Source organism: Streptomyces sp. NPDC006372, assembly GCF_040612515.1.
Classification (GTDB): Bacteria; Actinomycetota; Actinomycetes; order Streptomycetales; family Streptomycetaceae; genus Streptomyces.
The window spans coordinates 173,751-187,905 of the sequence record NZ_JBEXQJ010000007.1 but is presented as its reverse complement, the minus strand read 5'-3'; the positions used below and the strand labels follow the sequence as shown (position 1 = coordinate 187,905).

The 14,155-nt window shown below is 72.2% G+C and carries 15 protein-coding genes and 1 pseudogene; 8 read left to right on the top strand and 8 right to left on the bottom strand.

The window, feature by feature from the left end:
• Positions 1–34 precede the first annotated feature (34 nt).
• Positions 35–1,162 (top strand): magnesium and cobalt transport protein CorA, encoded by a 1,128-nt coding sequence (locus ABZ016_RS14940; protein WP_356917000.1) that lies wholly within the window; start codon positions 35–37, stop codon positions 1,160–1,162.
• Positions 1,163–1,225: 63 nt separating this feature from the next.
• Here the strand turns inward: ABZ016_RS14940 and ABZ016_RS14935 are convergent, their stop codons facing one another.
• Positions 1,226–1,654: a CBS domain-containing protein gene (locus ABZ016_RS14935; RefSeq protein WP_356916999.1), complete on the bottom strand. Its 429-nt coding sequence runs from the start codon at positions 1,652–1,654 to the stop codon at positions 1,226–1,228.
• Positions 1,655–1,782: 128 nt separating this feature from the next.
• On the bottom strand, positions 1,783–2,415 hold the full coding sequence (locus ABZ016_RS14930; protein WP_356916998.1) for a uridine kinase: 633 nt from the start codon (positions 2,413–2,415) through the stop codon (positions 1,783–1,785).
• Between the two features lie 65 nt (positions 2,416–2,480).
• Between ABZ016_RS14930 and ABZ016_RS14925 the strand changes: the two genes are divergently transcribed.
• From ABZ016_RS14925 to ABZ016_RS14915, 3 genes are all read left to right on the top strand, one after another.
• Entirely contained in the window at positions 2,481–3,179 is a 699-nt protein-coding gene (locus ABZ016_RS14925; RefSeq protein ID WP_356916997.1) for a DUF2293 domain-containing protein, read from the top strand.
• A gap of 260 nt (positions 3,180–3,439) precedes the next feature.
• Complete coding sequence (locus tag ABZ016_RS14920; protein WP_356916996.1) at positions 3,440–3,919, top strand: anthrone oxygenase family protein; 480 nt, start codon at positions 3,440–3,442, stop codon at positions 3,917–3,919.
• 126 nt (positions 3,920–4,045) lie between these two features.
• Entirely contained in the window at positions 4,046–5,536 is a 1,491-nt protein-coding gene (locus tag ABZ016_RS14915) for a glutamate synthase subunit beta (protein WP_356916995.1), read from the top strand.
• Positions 5,537–5,602: 66 nt separating this feature from the next.
• Here the strand turns inward: ABZ016_RS14915 and ABZ016_RS14910 are convergent, their stop codons facing one another.
• Positions 5,603–6,106 carry a carboxymuconolactone decarboxylase family protein gene (locus ABZ016_RS14910; protein WP_356916994.1) on the bottom strand — a complete coding sequence of 168 codons (504 nt, stop codon included), beginning with the start codon at positions 6,104–6,106 and terminating at the stop codon, positions 5,603–5,605.
• A 47-nt stretch (positions 6,107–6,153) separates the two neighbouring features.
• Between ABZ016_RS14910 and ABZ016_RS14905 the strand changes: the two genes are divergently transcribed.
• Positions 6,154–7,566 carry a PLP-dependent aminotransferase family protein gene (locus ABZ016_RS14905; RefSeq protein ID WP_356916993.1) on the top strand — a complete coding sequence of 471 codons (1,413 nt, stop codon included), beginning with the start codon at positions 6,154–6,156 and terminating at the stop codon, positions 7,564–7,566.
• Positions 7,567–7,601: 35 nt separating this feature from the next.
• On the opposite strand, the gene ABZ016_RS14900 is transcribed toward ABZ016_RS14905, so the two are convergent.
• The 3 genes from ABZ016_RS14900 to ABZ016_RS14890 all read right to left on the bottom strand — a co-directional run bounded on the left by ABZ016_RS14900 (position 7,602) and on the right by ABZ016_RS14890 (position 9,624).
• Entirely contained in the window at positions 7,602–8,414 is an 813-nt protein-coding gene (locus ABZ016_RS14900) for an SAM-dependent methyltransferase (protein ID WP_356916992.1), read from the bottom strand.
• Positions 8,415–8,508: 94 nt separating this feature from the next.
• Positions 8,509–8,763 (bottom strand): DUF397 domain-containing protein, encoded by a 255-nt coding sequence (locus ABZ016_RS14895; protein ID WP_356916991.1) that lies wholly within the window; start codon positions 8,761–8,763, stop codon positions 8,509–8,511.
• On the bottom strand, positions 8,764–9,624 hold the full coding sequence (locus ABZ016_RS14890; protein ID WP_356916990.1) for a helix-turn-helix transcriptional regulator: 861 nt from the start codon (positions 9,622–9,624) through the stop codon (positions 8,764–8,766). It lies immediately after the preceding gene.
• A gap of 248 nt (positions 9,625–9,872) precedes the next feature.
• On the opposite strand from ABZ016_RS14890, the gene ABZ016_RS14885 reads away from it, so the two are divergent.
• The 3 genes from ABZ016_RS14885 (at position 9,873) to ABZ016_RS14875 (ending at position 13,196) form a co-directional block, all read left to right on the top strand.
• Positions 9,873–10,535, top strand: a complete 663-nt coding sequence (locus ABZ016_RS14885) for an ATP-binding protein (protein ID WP_356916989.1) — start codon at positions 9,873–9,875, stop codon at positions 10,533–10,535.
• Positions 10,532–10,966, top strand: coding sequence for a hypothetical protein (locus ABZ016_RS14880; protein ID WP_356916987.1), 435 nt, complete (start codon positions 10,532–10,534; stop codon positions 10,964–10,966). The genes ABZ016_RS14885 and ABZ016_RS14880 overlap by 4 nt, the downstream gene beginning before the upstream one ends.
• Before the next feature lie 250 nt (positions 10,967–11,216).
• Positions 11,217–13,196, top strand: coding sequence for an ABC transporter ATP-binding protein (locus ABZ016_RS14875; protein WP_356916986.1), 1,980 nt, complete (start codon positions 11,217–11,219; stop codon positions 13,194–13,196).
• Positions 13,197–13,219: 23 nt separating this feature from the next.
• On the opposite strand, the gene ABZ016_RS14870 is transcribed toward ABZ016_RS14875, so the two are convergent.
• Positions 13,220–13,402: a hypothetical protein gene (locus tag ABZ016_RS14870; RefSeq protein WP_003989511.1), complete on the bottom strand. Its 183-nt coding sequence runs from the start codon at positions 13,400–13,402 to the stop codon at positions 13,220–13,222.
• Between the two features lie 158 nt (positions 13,403–13,560).
• Positions 13,561–14,038: pseudogene (locus ABZ016_RS14865) on the bottom strand (DUF899 family protein).
• Positions 14,039–14,155 lie beyond the last annotated feature (117 nt).

Below are 14,155 nucleotides of genomic sequence, written 5' to 3'. Positions count from 1 at the left end.
AACGGCGCGAGGAGATCCACGCAAGGAGATCCAGATGTCCATGGCAGGGAATCTGCGGAAGGTCACGAGCCTCGGTGGGGTCGGCGGCCTCCGCAAGGTGGCTCGGCTGGCTCGGCGACGCCCGCGCGTCGACCTGAGTCACCCGGCCCGCTCCCCGCTGGGCTCCTCGGTGGTGAACTGCGTGACGTACCGGGACGGTGTCCGCACCCCCGCGCGCGGAGACCTGGTGGACGTCGTGGAGCAGATGCGCAAGAGCCGGGAGGGCTTCGTCTGGCTCGGTCTGCACGAGCCGACCGACCAGGAGATCGCGGGCATCGCCGAACTCTTCGACCTGCACCCGCTGGCCGTCGAGGACGCCGTCGAGGCCCACCAGCGCCCCAAGCTGGAGCGGTACGGCGAGACGCTGTTCGCGGTGTTCAAGACGGTCTGCTACGTGGAGCACGAGGAGCTCACGGCCACCAGCGAGGTGGTGAACACGGGCGAGATCATGGTCTTCGTCGGCCGCGACTTCGTGATCACGGTGCGGCACGGCCGGCACGGCTCGCTGGGACCGCTGCGCGAGGAACTGGAGTCGGACCCCCGCCAGCTCGCCAAAGGCCCGTCCGCGGTCCTGCACGCCATCGCGGACCATGTGGTGGACGACTACCTGACCGTCACGGACTCGGTCCAGGAGGACATCGACCAGGTCGAGACGGACGTGTTCGCGGAGACCGGCGCACGGGCGGATCCCGGGCGCATCTACCAGCTCAAGCGTGAACTCCTCGAGCTGAAGCGGGCGGTGGTGCCGCTCAGCCGGCCCCTGGAGGATCTCGCCACACGGCCGATCCGGACGGTCGACCCGGAGATACAGGCGTACTTCCGCGACGTCTCGGACCATCTGCTGCGCGCGAAGGAGCAGATCGCCGCCTTCGACGAACTGCTCAACTCCATCCTTCAGGCGCACCTCGCGCAGGTCACGGTCGCGCAGAACGAGGACATGCGGAAGATCACGGCGTGGGCCGCGATCATCGCCGTGCCGACGATGGTCTGCGGGGTGTACGGCATGAACTTCGACCACATGCCGGAACTGCACTGGCGATACGGCTACGGCATGGTCATCGGCGTCATATCCGTCGCGTGCCTGGTGCTGTACCGGGGCTTCCGGCGCAGCGGCTGGCTCTGACGACGACCGGGACCTGCGGGGCGACCGCGGAGTGATCGCGGCCGACCGGGGCGGCCCGCGAGGTCAGCCCCGAACGGTCCGGGCGTAGACGCTCCCGGCCCAGGAGGCGATCTGGTCGTCCGCCAGATGCCGGGCCAGGTCGGCCTCGCTGATCATGCCGACCAGGCGCTTGTCCTCGATCACGGGCAGCCGGCGGATCTGGTGCTCCCGCATCTCGCGGAGGACCTCACCGACATCGGCGTTCGCGTCGATCCAGCGGGGCGTGCCCTTGGCCATCTCGCCCGCTGTCACCCGGGCCGGGTCGTGGCCCATGGCGACGCAGCCGACGACGATGTCGCGGTCGGTGAGGATGCCGCAGAGCCGTTCGTTCTCGTCGCTGATGGGCAGCGCCCCGACGTTCAGTTCACGCATGAGCTGGGCGGCGCGGTCCAGGGTCTCGTGGGCGGGGATCCACTGGGCGCCGCGGTGCATGATGTCTCCGGCGGTGGTCATGAAGTACCTCCCGGTGCCGGACGGCCGGCGCGGTACGGGACGCACCGCGAGTCCCGACGCTCTTCATTCTTGCCGCGCGGTCCGGCCCTCGCACACGGAACGGCGTCCCGCGCCGGCCCGGCAGCGGCTCAGCCGCCCCATGCCGGGTGGCGCGGATCGTCGGCCCGTACCAGGACGTCGGCCGCGCCGGCCGGGCCGGTCTCCTGCTCGTAGCGCTCGAAGGCCGGGAGGGTCCAGTGCTCGGCCTCGGGTGTGCGGCGGCGCAGGGCGCCCGGGGAGAGCAGGACGTGGACGCTCAGATCGAAGGGGAACCAGTGCCGGAGGAGGAAGGGCCCGTGCAGCAACAGCACGCCGCCGGGCGGGAGTCGGACCTTGGGGCTGCGGGTGGCCCGGTCGGCGGCCGGGTCCCACAGGTCGGGCAGGACACTGCCGTCGCCGCCGGCTTCGAGCGGGCCGAACACCTCGCGCCACAGGGCGCCGGTGTCGTACCAACCGCTGTAGTAGGACTCCACGTCCCGGTGGCCGTACTCCAGTCGCACGGAGGCGGGGCGCAGGAAGCCCTCCGTACCGACGACGAGGGAGGAGCGGCCGCGGATGCGCAGCGCCTCGGAGACGCGCTGGGCGAGGTCCCCCGGGCGCGCGGCGGGGGCGCCGTCGAAGGCGATGCGCGGCCAGGGGCTGCCGTCGGCGGGCTTCAGGTCGAGCAGACGCTCGGCGAGCAGGTCGCCGAGCCTGTCCCAGGTGATCGCTTCGAGTCGCACAGGCCCATGATGCGCCAGGCCACGGCAGGCGTGCCGGGCGCGGTCCGCGGGGGAATGAACCACACATGGCCCCGCGTGCGACGCTCCCGCCCCACACCGGACTTCTCGCCTTTCAGCCCCTCAGGAGGCGGCACTGCGCCGAGTGCCGGCAAGGGCCGCTGCCGCTGCTCGTCCTGGAGGACGGCGCCCCGCGGTGCCTCGACTGCGCCGACCTCGCGCATCTGGTGTTCGTGCCGCGCGGCGACACCGCGCTGACCCGCAGAGCGCGGGAGGAGAGCGGGCTGTCGGCGGTGGTCGTGCGGTTCAACCGGCGCAAGAGCCGTTACGAACGGCAGGGCGTTCTGGTCGAGGAGGCGGCACTGGCGAGGGCGGAGCAGCGGTGCCTCGCCGACGCGGAGGCCCGACGGCAGCGCCGGGTGCGGGACGCACGGCGGCGGGCGGCCCAGGACGAGCTGTTCGTCCAGGCGTTCGCGGCGGAGATACGGCGGCTGTTTCCCGGGTGCCCGGCCGCGCGGGCACAGGCCGTCGCCGCGCACGCCGCGGAGCGGGGCAGCGGGCGGGTGGGGCGCAGCGCGGCGGGGCGGGCGCTGACCGAGGGGGCCGTGACCTCGGCGGTCGTGGCGTCCGTGCGGCATCTGGACACGCCGTACGACCGGCTGCTGATGAGTGGCGTACCGCGGTACGAGGCGCGGCGGCGGATCGCGCCGATGGTGGAGACGGTGCTGAGGGGGTGGGCGGTGGAGGGGCTCGGTTCCACGGGGTGAACGGCGAGGGCCCCGGCGTGCGGGAGCCTGCCGCGCGACTCCTCGGCAGGTCGCCGCACCGGTGTGCGAGGTCGGCCGTACGGTGGGCCACGCGCGCCGACCGGCCCGTCAGGCCCAGGTCAGAGCCGGTCGGCGAGTCCTGGACGTTCGCGCATGCCCCCGCGCCGCTCAGCCATGGTCACCGTGCTCGTACGGCTATTCACTTGTGGTGAGGAAGGGTGCCGGGCAGGATCCCGGCTCTACGGGCGGGAGAGCCTGACATGATCGACGGACCGTACTTCGTACTGACGGTGCTGGGCGTGCTCGGGACCGGTCTGGTGGCCGGGGTGTTCTGCGGCTTCTCGACCTTCGTCATGCGGGGCCTCGCCGCGCTGCCGCCCGCGCAGGGGGTGGCCGCGATGAACGCGATCAACGTGGCGGCGGTGACACCGCCCTTCATGGTGGTCTTCCTCGGTACGGCCCTGGTGTGCGCGGTGATCGCCGTGGTGACGTTCGTGCTGTGGCCGGACGAGGGGACGGTCGAGCTGCTGGTGGGCAGCGCGCTGTACCTGTTCGGCTCGTTCGGGGTCACCATGGTCGCGAACGTGCCGCGCAACGACACGCTGCTCGGGCTGGATCCGGGCACGTCGGAGGGGGCGGCGTACTGGCCGGTGTACGTGCGTGAGTGGACGATGTGGAACCACGTCCGCACGGCCGCCTCGGCCGGGGCGGCGGTGGCGTTCGTGCTGGCGCTCACCTGACGCCTCCGGCCTGCGAGAACGTGCTGTCCGCCACCCTGCGGCCGGGCCGCAGCGGACGTATCGTGGCCGCAGGAGTGCCGCCCGGCGACGCACGGCCCGCGACACGCGTACGCAAGGAAGACGGCCATGGCCGATCCCAAGGGTTTCATGACCACCCCCCGCCGGGAGTGGCCGCGCAGACCCGTCGAGGAGCGGGTGCGCGACTGGAACGAGGTCTACGTACCCGGGGCGCTGCTGCCGATCATCAGCAAGCAGGCCGACCGCTGCATGGACTGCGGTGTCCCCTTCTGCCACGAGGCCTGCCCGCTGGGCAACCTGATCCCCGACTGGAACGACCTGGTGTCCAGGGAGGACTGGCGGGCGGCGGCCGACCGGCTGCACGCCACCAACAACTTCCCCGAGTTCACCGGCCGGTTGTGCCCGGCGCCGTGCGAGGCGGGGTGTGTACTGGCGATCAACCAGCCGGCCGTCACCATCAAGAACGTCGAGTGCGCGATCGCCGACCGGGCCTGGGAGGAGGGCTTCGCGCCGCCACGGCCGCCGGAGCGGCTGTCCGGCAAGACGGTCGCGGTCGTCGGTTCGGGGCCCGCCGGACTGGCCGCGGCCCAGCAGCTCACCCGGGCCGGGCACACGGTCGCCGTGTACGAGAGGGACGACCGGCCCGGCGGGCTGATGCGGTACGGCATCCCCGAGTTCAAGATGGAGAAGCACCACCTGGAGCGGCGGCTGGAGCAGATGCTGGCCGAGGGGACCAAGTTCCGTACGTCGACGGCGGTCGGACGGGATGTCGGGGCAGCCGACCTGCGGAGTCGTTACGACGCCGTGGTGATCGCCACGGGGGCGACCGCCTGGCGTGAACTGCCCGTGCCGGGAAGGGAGCTGACGGGAGTTCACCAGGCGATGGAGTACCTCCCGCTGTCCAACCGTGTCCGCGAGGGCGATCTGGAGACGTCCCCGCTGTCGGCCGCCGGTCGGCACGTCGTCATCATCGGCGGCGGCGACACCGGGGCGGACTGTCTGGGCACGGCCGTGCGGGAGGGCGCCGCCTCCGTGACCCAGCTGGACATCTACGCGCTGCCCGGCGCGCAGCGCGACGAGGACACCGAGCCCTGGCCGACCTACCCGGTGCGGGTCTACCGGTTGTCCGCCGCCCACGAGGAGGCCGGTGACCTGCGGACGGCTCCGGTCGCGGACGCGGACGCGCGGCTGTTCGCTGCGTCCACGCTGCGCCTCGACGGGGACGGGGAGGGACACGTGCGGTCGCTGCACCTGGTCGAGGTGGACGCGCGGCGCCGCCCGGTGGAAGGCACCGGGCGGACGCTCCCCGCCGACCTCGTGCTGCTCGCCCTCGGCTTCACCGGGCCCGACCGGCAGGACGGGCTCGTCGACCAGCTGGGGCTGGAGATGGAGCCCCGGGGCACGATCACGCGTGACGCCGGTTTCGCCACGAACGTGCCGGGCGTCTTCGCCGCGGGAGACGCCGCACGGGGCCAGTCGCTCATCGTCTGGGCGATCGCCGAGGGGCGGGCGGTGGCGGCCGCCGTCGACCGCCACCTGACGGGCGGTTCGACGCTGCCCGCTCCGATCGGGCCGTACGACCGGCCCATGGTGGTCTAGCGCCCCGGGCATGAGGCCCGCCCGGACACCAGGCCACCGCGCCACCGGGCCCGGGCCACCGGAACGTCACCGCTCGTCCCTGCCGGCCACCTTCCCGGTCGACAGCGCCACCCGGTTCCACGTGTTGATCGTGCAGATCAGGGCGAGCACCTGGGCCAGTTCCCGCTCGTCGAAGTGGGTCGCGGCCTGTGCGTAGACGTCGTCCGGGACGCCCGCGTCGGCCACGAGGGTCATCGCCTCCGTGAGGGCCAGGGCCGCCTGCTCCCGCTCGGTGAAGAAGTGGCGGGCCTCGCGCCACACGGCGACCATGTGCAGCCGGTCCTCGCTCTCACCGGCCTTGCGGGCGTCGCCCGTGTGCATGTGGAGGCAGTACGCGCAGTGGTTGAGGTGCGAGGCGCGGATCTGGATCAGTTCGACGAGGGCCGGGTCGAGGCCCTCACGAGCGGCGGCGTCGAAGGCGACGAGGGCCCGGAAGGCCTTCGGGGCGGACTTGGCGAACTCCAGCCGGGGCGCCTTCACCTGCGCGGGGTCCGTGTTCGTGTTCGGCGTCGTGTGCGTGTTCGTCGTCATGTCCTTCAACCTATGGGCCGGAAAGACCCGCTGTAGGGTGCACTTCTGTGGCTGATTCATGGGTCAATTCCGCGGAACGGATCGGGGCCGACCTCCATCTGGAGCTGACCGGGCCGGGTGGTCGGCGTGCGGCGCTGATCCGTGCCCTGCGCGAGGCCGTACGCAGCGGGCGGCTCGCTCCGGGCACGCGGCTGCCGCCGTACCGGTCGCTCGCTGCCGACCTCGGTGTCGCCCGCAACACGGTGGCCGACGCGTACGCGGAACTCGTCGCGGAGGGCTGGCTCACCGCACGTCAGGGTTCGGGCACCCGGGTGGCGGAGCGTGCGCAGCCGCTGCGGCCGGCCGCTCGTGTGCCCCGGAAGGCACCGCCACGCGTGCGTGGACCCCGGCACGACCTGACGCAGGGCACCCCGGACGCCTCGGCGTTCCCGCGCACCGCCTGGCTGGCCTCCTACCGAAGGGCCCTCCAGCAGGCCCCCAACGAGGTGTTCGGCCCGGGTGACCCCGCCGGCCGGGCGGAACTGCGGGAGGCGCTCACGGAGTACCTGGCACGCGCGCGTGGCGTGCGGACCGAGCCGGGCCGGATCGTGATCTGCTCCGGATTCGCGCATGCGCTGCGGCTGCTGTTCGGAGGCGGCGTCCTGCGCGGGCCCCTGGCGGTGGAGGCGTACGGGCTCGGGTTCCACCGGGAGGTCCTCGCCGCCGCCGGTGTGCGGACCGTGCCGCTCCCTCTCGACGAACACGGCGCCCGGGTCGACCGGTTGGGGCACGAGCGAGCCGTGCTGCTCACCCCGGCGCACCAGTTCCCGACCGGGGGGCCGCTGCAGCCCGCGCGCCGGACGGCCGTGATCGACTGGGCACGCACGCGTGGCGGGCTGGTCCTGGAGGACGACTACGACGGGGAGTTCCGCTACGACCGCAAGCCGGTCGGCGCGGTGCAGGGACTCGACCCCGAGCACGTGATCCACATCGGCTCGGTCAGCAAGAGCCTGTCACCGGCGGTGCGGCTGGGCTGGATGGTGCTTCCGGAGCGCCACGTCGGCGCCGTTCTGGCCGCCAAGGGGGAACGGGAGGCGTGGGCGAGCGTCCTCGACCAGCTGTGCCTCGCCGACTTCATCACCTCCGGGGCGTACGACCGTCATGTACGGCGTATGCGGCAGCGGTACCGGCGCCGCCGGGACCGGCTGGTCGCGGCGCTCGCCGCGCACGCGCCGCACATCGAGGTCACCGGCGTCGCGGCCGGTCTGCACGCGGTGCTGCGGCTGCCGCCCGGCACCGAGGCCTCCGCGGTCAAGGCCGCCGTCTGGCAGGGCGTCTGTCTCGACGGCCTCGCCGCGTTCCGGCACCCGGCCGCGGACACGGCGGCGGGCGACGGCCTGGTCGTGGGGTACGCGACCCCCTCCGAGCATGCGTACGGGCCGGCCCTGGAGGCGCTGTGCCGAGCACTGCCACCGCCCTGACCGGCCCGAAGCCCGACCGGGAAGCCCTCGGGGTCCTACGGCTTGCGCGCCACCGCCCCGTACCCCGGGATCACCCCGTCGTCCTGGCCGGGCACCGGCTCACCCAGTTCGGGGTGCCAGCGGTGGGGCACCTCGATGCCGGGCTCGACGAGGTCGAGGCCGTCGAAGAAGCGGGTGAACTCCTCGCGGGAACGCAGGGCCAGGGTGACGCCGGCGGCGCGCAGCTTCTCGGTGGCCGCCTTCGACTCCTCCGGAGTGAAGTCGGCGGTGGCGTGGGTGATGACCAGGTAGCTGCCGGAGGGCAGTTCGGCGAGCAGGCGACGCACCAGGTCGTGGGCGCCGTCCTCGTCGGAGACGAAATGCAGCAGGGCGACGAGCGACAGCGCGACGGGCCGGGTGAGGTCGAGGACCTTCCTCGCGCCCTCCAGGACGGCGTCCGGGTCACGCACGTCGGCCTGGAGATACTCGGTGGCCCCCTCGTCCGTGCCGCGCAGCAGGGCGGCCGCGTGGGCCAGCACGATGGGGTCGTTGTCGCAGTAGACGACCCGGGTGTCGGGGGCGATTCCCTGGGCGACCTGGTGCAGGTTGGGCTCGGTCGGGATGCCGGTGCCGACGTCGAGGAACTGCCGTACGCCGCTCTGCGCCAGCCAGCGCGTGGCCCGTTGCATGAAGGCGCGGTTGACCCGGGCCATGACCGGCACCCTCGGGTCGAGGGTGAGCATCTGCCGGCCCATCTCCTCGTCGACCGGGTAGTTGTCCTTGCCGCCGAGGTACCAGTCGTACATCCGCGCGGGATGGGGTCTGGTCGTGTCGATCTGGACGGCCGAGGCGGGGTTCTGCCCGGTCATGAGGCACTCCGTAAGGCGCGAGGGGTGGTCGATTCAGCACCACCGTATGGAAGTTGAGCGAGATGGAAGTTGAGCGAGAACAACGGCGAGCACCTCACGACAGCAGGAAGTCCGCGTCCCCCGCCTTGGCCCCCTCGATGAAGGCCGTCATCTCGGCGGTGGTGTAGATCAGCGCCGGGCCGTCGGGGTCGGTGGACTGACGGACGGCGATCCGGCCGTCGGCGAGCTTCATCGCCTCCAGGCAGTTCCCGCCGTTCCCACCGCTCCAGGGCTTGTGCCAGCCTTCGCTGCCCAAGTCACGCGCGGGCATGCCGTTGTAGACCTGTTTGCGCGGCTTGATGCGATCCATTCAGAGCTCCTTGCGGAGATCCCGGAGGATCTCCTTCGTGCGATGTGCCGTAGCGGCCTGCGCCGCCATGCGGTCCATGACCTCGAGGTGGGTCGCCACCTCGGCGCGCGCGTCCAGGTAGACCGCGCCGGTCAGGTACTCGCTGTAGACCATGTCCGGAAGTTCGGGCATGGCGAATCGGAACAGCACGAACGGCCCGTACGTACCCGGGTGCGGCCCGGCCTCGAACGGGGCCACCTGCAGCGTCACGTTGGGCAGCTTCGTGGCCTCGAGCAGTCTGTCGATCTGGGCACGCATCACCTCCGGGCCGCCGACCGGGCGCCGCAGCACGGTCTCGTCCATCACGACCCACAACCGGGGCGCGTCCGTCCGGGTGAGCAGTTTCTGGCGCCGCATGCGCAGGGCGACATGACGCTCGATGTCGTCGGGCCGGGTCTGCCCTATGGCGCCCGAGCGGAGCACTCCGCGCGCGTAGTCCTCGGTCTGGAGCAGCCCGGGGACGAAATGGGGCTCGTAGCTGCGGATGACGCCGGCCGCGCCCTCCAGGCTCACGTACATCGAGAACCAGCCGGGCAGAATGTCGTGGAAACGCTGCCACCAGCCGGGCTTGTTGGCCTCCTCGGCCAGCTGGACGAAGGCGTCGGCCTCCTCGTCGGAGATTCCGTAGGCCTTCAGGAGCAGTTGCAGGTACGGGATTTTGAGCGCGACCTCGGCCATCTCCATACGGCGGACGGTGGCGGGAGCGACACGGAGGATGCGGGCGGCCTCCTCGCGCTTCATCCCGGCGCTCTCCCGCAGGTCCAGCAGGCGCCGGCCGAGGACGACCTGACCGACCGTCGGCGCGGACCGCGGTTCACTCACGCTCCACCTCCACCAAGAGTTCTGACGAACCGGCCACACAAGAACGCTGACAGCCCGGCGGCGCCATGCGAAGACCCTGACCGAAGTAACCAAGTTTCCGAACAAACGTTCCGAACAGTTCTTCGACGATCTCAACTGGCGCCGCGCGGGGTGCTGTTGCGAGCAGTGTGCCACGGCCTTCCAGACCGTCACACAGCACTCTGCAATTTTCAGAGTGACACTTGCCAAGTGTTCACGGCGCGGCGATAGTGGCAAGCGTGATTCCGTCCGCGCCCTTAGGAACAGATGCCGCCGCAGGCCCTCACGGCCTCGGTACCGCCACGGAAGCAGTCCCCGCGGGGGCCGCCGCCGGGCGCCGGTTCCGTTTCGAACTGGCCGCACACCCGGGTTCCCCCGCACAGGCCAGACGCCTGACGCGGGCCCGGCTGACCGGCTGGTCGGTGTGCGAGGACACCTGCGACAGCGCGGCCCTGGTGGTCTCCGAGCTGGTCACGAACGCCATCGTGCACACGGCGAGCACGCACATCGTGTGCGAGCTGCACGACGGCGACGACCTGGTGCGGATAGCCGTGCGTGACGAGGGCTGCGCACCGGGCCAGCCCCACGCGGCCGGCCGCACCCGGCCCGAGGAGGAGCACGGGAGGGGACTGCTCCTCGTCGACGCCCTCTGCGACGCCTGGGGTGCCCATGAACACGGCCCCGGGCTGCTGGTCTGGGCCGAACTGCCGCGGACGGCGGACACTCCGCACGAGCCGCCGGAGCCCCGGAACGACCTCGGCTGGGGCGCCCGTCCGAAGCCGGGCCCGTCCGACGGCCGGGGCGACGGGGACGAGGCGCACCCGGCACGTCACACCAAGGGCATGGACCAGGTCCCCGCGCAGGAGCGGCGCGGACAGCGGAGGCCCGTATGAGCCCCGGGCGCGCCGGCCGCGTCCTGAACCTGGACACCCTGGCCCGCCTCCAGCACGGGCTGCGCGCACCGAGCCGGGCACTGCGCCTGCCCGTGCCCGACGGCATGACCGCCCCGCTCGGCTGCGACGCGATCGCCGTACCCGCCCGTCTCGGCCCGTTGGTCATGCCCCGGCTGCCCCGCGTGGGCTGCGTCTACGCCGACGGGACGACCTGGTGGTGGCTGGTGCCGTCCGACTCCGACCACGCCCTGGAGTGGCCGGCCCCCGCGCACTACGCCAACGGCGCGGTCGTCCCGGACCTGCCACGGCTCCCCGACCTGATCCACCGCCCGGACGGCACGCTTCCGTACACCCCGCCGATCCCGCTGTACCTGGCTCTGTGCCGCGTGACGGGAACGGCTCCGGCCTGGTCGCGACAGGTCAGCGCGTAGGACCGGACGAACACGGGGCCGACCGGGCACCACCAGACCCGACGAGCACCCCAGCCCGGTCGAGCAGCCGAGCGAACGCTCACTCTCCCGCACCACACCACGACCCCGCACCGCCCCACGCCTCCCCCGGTCAGGTCGTGCGCCCGCGCGCATCCGGCGCCCCGGGCTGCGCCCTGCCCGGACGGGCTCCGCCCCCGCCATAGTGGTCCGCCTCACAAGCGGGGCACGAGGTGGGGGAGGTCGGTCGACCGTGGGGAAGAAGCGGACCGCGCCGGAGGTGTCCGAGTCGGAGCGGCTGCTCTTCGGCGGACCGCTGCGCTACGACATGGGCTGGAACCAGCACGCCGACGCGTTCCTGGAACTGAACTTCCGAGCCATGATCACCAGGCTGCCGTCCCTGCTGACGTCCAGCCTGCGGCTCGCCCGGCAGGCCGACCGGGGGGCCGCCCGGATCGTCCTGGCCGCCGAGGCCGGCCGGGGTGTGGCGCAGGCGGTGAGCCTGCTCGCGGTCAACAGCGTGCTGGCCGGGCTGATGGGCGGCGGCCCGATCGGGGACCGGCTGCGCGGAGCCGTGCCCGCGCTGGTGACGGTGGCCGTCGTGATGCTGCTCGCGGCACTGCTGCGGGCCGCGAGCACGTACGCCACCGGCCGCCTTGAGCCCAAGGTGGAACGGGTGGCGACCGAGCTCTACCTGGAGCGGGCCGCGGCCGTCGAGCTGGCCGCGATCGAGGATCACGCCTTCCACAAGCTGCTGGACACCGCCCAGTACGGCGCCGCATCCGCCCGCCGGATGATCATGTACGGGACGCGGGTGATCAACGCGATGATCTCGCTGGTCGCGGCGGCCGGCGTGCTGACCGTGCTGCACCCGGCGCTTCTGCCGCTGCTGGTGACGATGACGGTGCCGAGCGCGTGGAGTGCCCTGACCGTGGCCCGGCGGCGCTACGAGTCCTTCCACACCTGGGTGCAGCACGTACGCGCGGGCCATCTGCTCGGCAACCTGCTGATCGAGCCCGAGGCCGCGCCCGAGATCCGGGTGCACGGCGTGGGCGCGTTCCTGCTGCGGCACTTCCGTGCGATGTCCGAGACGGCCGAGGCCGAGCAGGCCCGCCTCGCCCGGCTCGCCGCGCGCACCGGGCTGATCGCCGCGGCGTGGACGGGCCTGGCGACGGTGGCGACGTACGCGACGCTCGGCGGGCTGCTGCTGGCGGGGGCGATGGCCCTGTCGGTGGCGGGTACGGCCGTGATCGCGATCCGTACCGGCTCCCAGAGCCTCGACACGCTCGTGGTGGAGGTCAACGCGCTGCACGAGGAGGCCCTCTTCGTCGGCGACCTGCAACGGCTGTACACGGAGGCGGCGCAGCGGGCCATCCCGGTGGGAGGGCGGGCGCTGCCGGAGAACCCGCGCGAGATCCGCTTCGAGAACGTCACGTTCCGTTACCCGGGCGAGTCCGCCCGGCCCGCCCTCGACGACGTGACGCTCACCCTCCCGCTGGGCCGGATCGTGGCGCTGGTCGGCGAGAACGGCTCCGGCAAGACCACTCTGGTCAAACTGCTCGCCGGGCTCTACACCCCGGAGCGGGGGCGGATCCTGTGGGACGACGTGGACGCGGCGACCGCGGACCGGCACCGGCTGGCGGAGCGGATCGCGATGGTGGCCCAGGACTTCAAGCGCTGGCCGTTCACGGCCCGGGTGAACGTCGCCCTGGGTCGCACGTCGGCGCCGGTGTGCGAGGAGCGGCTGGCGACATCGATCGCCGAGGCCGGGGCGGAGACGGTCATCGCGGACCTGCCGCGTGGGCTGGACACACTGCTCGCCCGCAACTTCAGCGGCGGGCACGAACTGTCGGGGGGCCAGTGGCAGCGGCTGGGCATCGCCCGCGCGGCGTACCGCAGGGGCCGCATCCTGATCGTGGACGAGCCGACGGCGGCGCTGGACGCCCGGGCAGAGCTGGAGGTCTTCGAGCGGATCCGGGCCCTGGCGGACAGCGGTCAGACGGTCGTCCTGATCACGCACCGGCTGGCGTCCGTACGCCACGCGGACCTGGTGCACGTCCTGGACCAGGGCCGGCTCGTGGAGTCCGGGACGCCGGACGAGCTGCTGGCGACCGGCGGCCTCTACGCCGAGCTGTACGCGCTCCAGGCGGAGCAGTTCGCCAAGCCGGCCACGCCCTCCACGCCGGTCACGCCGCCCGCTCCCGTCAGGGTGCCGGCGCCGAAGGCGGGCTGAGCCACGCCTTGCCGGGCTGCCGGTCAGGCGGTGGCGTCCGCGCCGTCCCCGCTGCGCACGATCACCAGGAACATGTCTGTCGCGAGGTCCATGACAACCTCGGCGGGCAGGCCTTCCAGACGCCGCGCCTGCGCGAACTCCTCCGCCGGCCAGGAGCCACGCGGCCCACCGGCGGGAAAGCGCTCGAGCACCGTTCGCCCGTTCACCACCCTGCACCTCCATGTAGCGCTGTACTCGTAGAGTTAAACGCCAACCATGGGGTGAACGGCTCGCGAAGTGACGGTTCTGAGACGTAGTTGACACTCGTTCACCGCCAAGTGTGACCAACCTCTCAGCCTCTTGGCGTATGTGTTCACCTTCCGTATCAATCTTCGTACTCGTCGTGATACCGGATCCGCTCACTCCCCGCAGGGGCACCGAGAGCCGACGCACGCCCCGCCGGCTTCTCCCATCCCTCCTGCCGGCCCAGTGCCGTGAGGTCCAGCAGGCTGGTGGTCGAGCCGAGGCCGTCGAGACCGCGCTCGTACGTCGAGTAGGTGTGGATGAGCGAGATGCCCTATTTGATCCAGGAATCCGGAGCATCTGCGGCAGCCGGCGTCCCACTCGGGCGCGAACATGAAGTGGTAGACGACGAGCTGGTGCCGCCCCTCGAACAGGTCGAGCAGCGTGGCCTTTCCGTCCCCGCCCTCGAACACGTACTCCTCGTCGATCTCCACCATGGGCAGTCCGCGCCGCTCCGCGTTGAGCGCGTCCCGCGCGCGCGTGGCGGCCTTCTCCTTGACCAGCAGTTCCGCGCGCGCCGCGCGCCACCGCTCGCGGGAGACGATCTCCGGAAGCGACATGGGCCCCGCCTGTCCTACGGCTCCGTTCGGGTGGGTGACCGTGGGAAGGGGCGGAACTCATCGCCGGCTCACGAAGTTTTTTCCGCGTACGTCACCGGCAGTGCGGCCGGCCCCCGG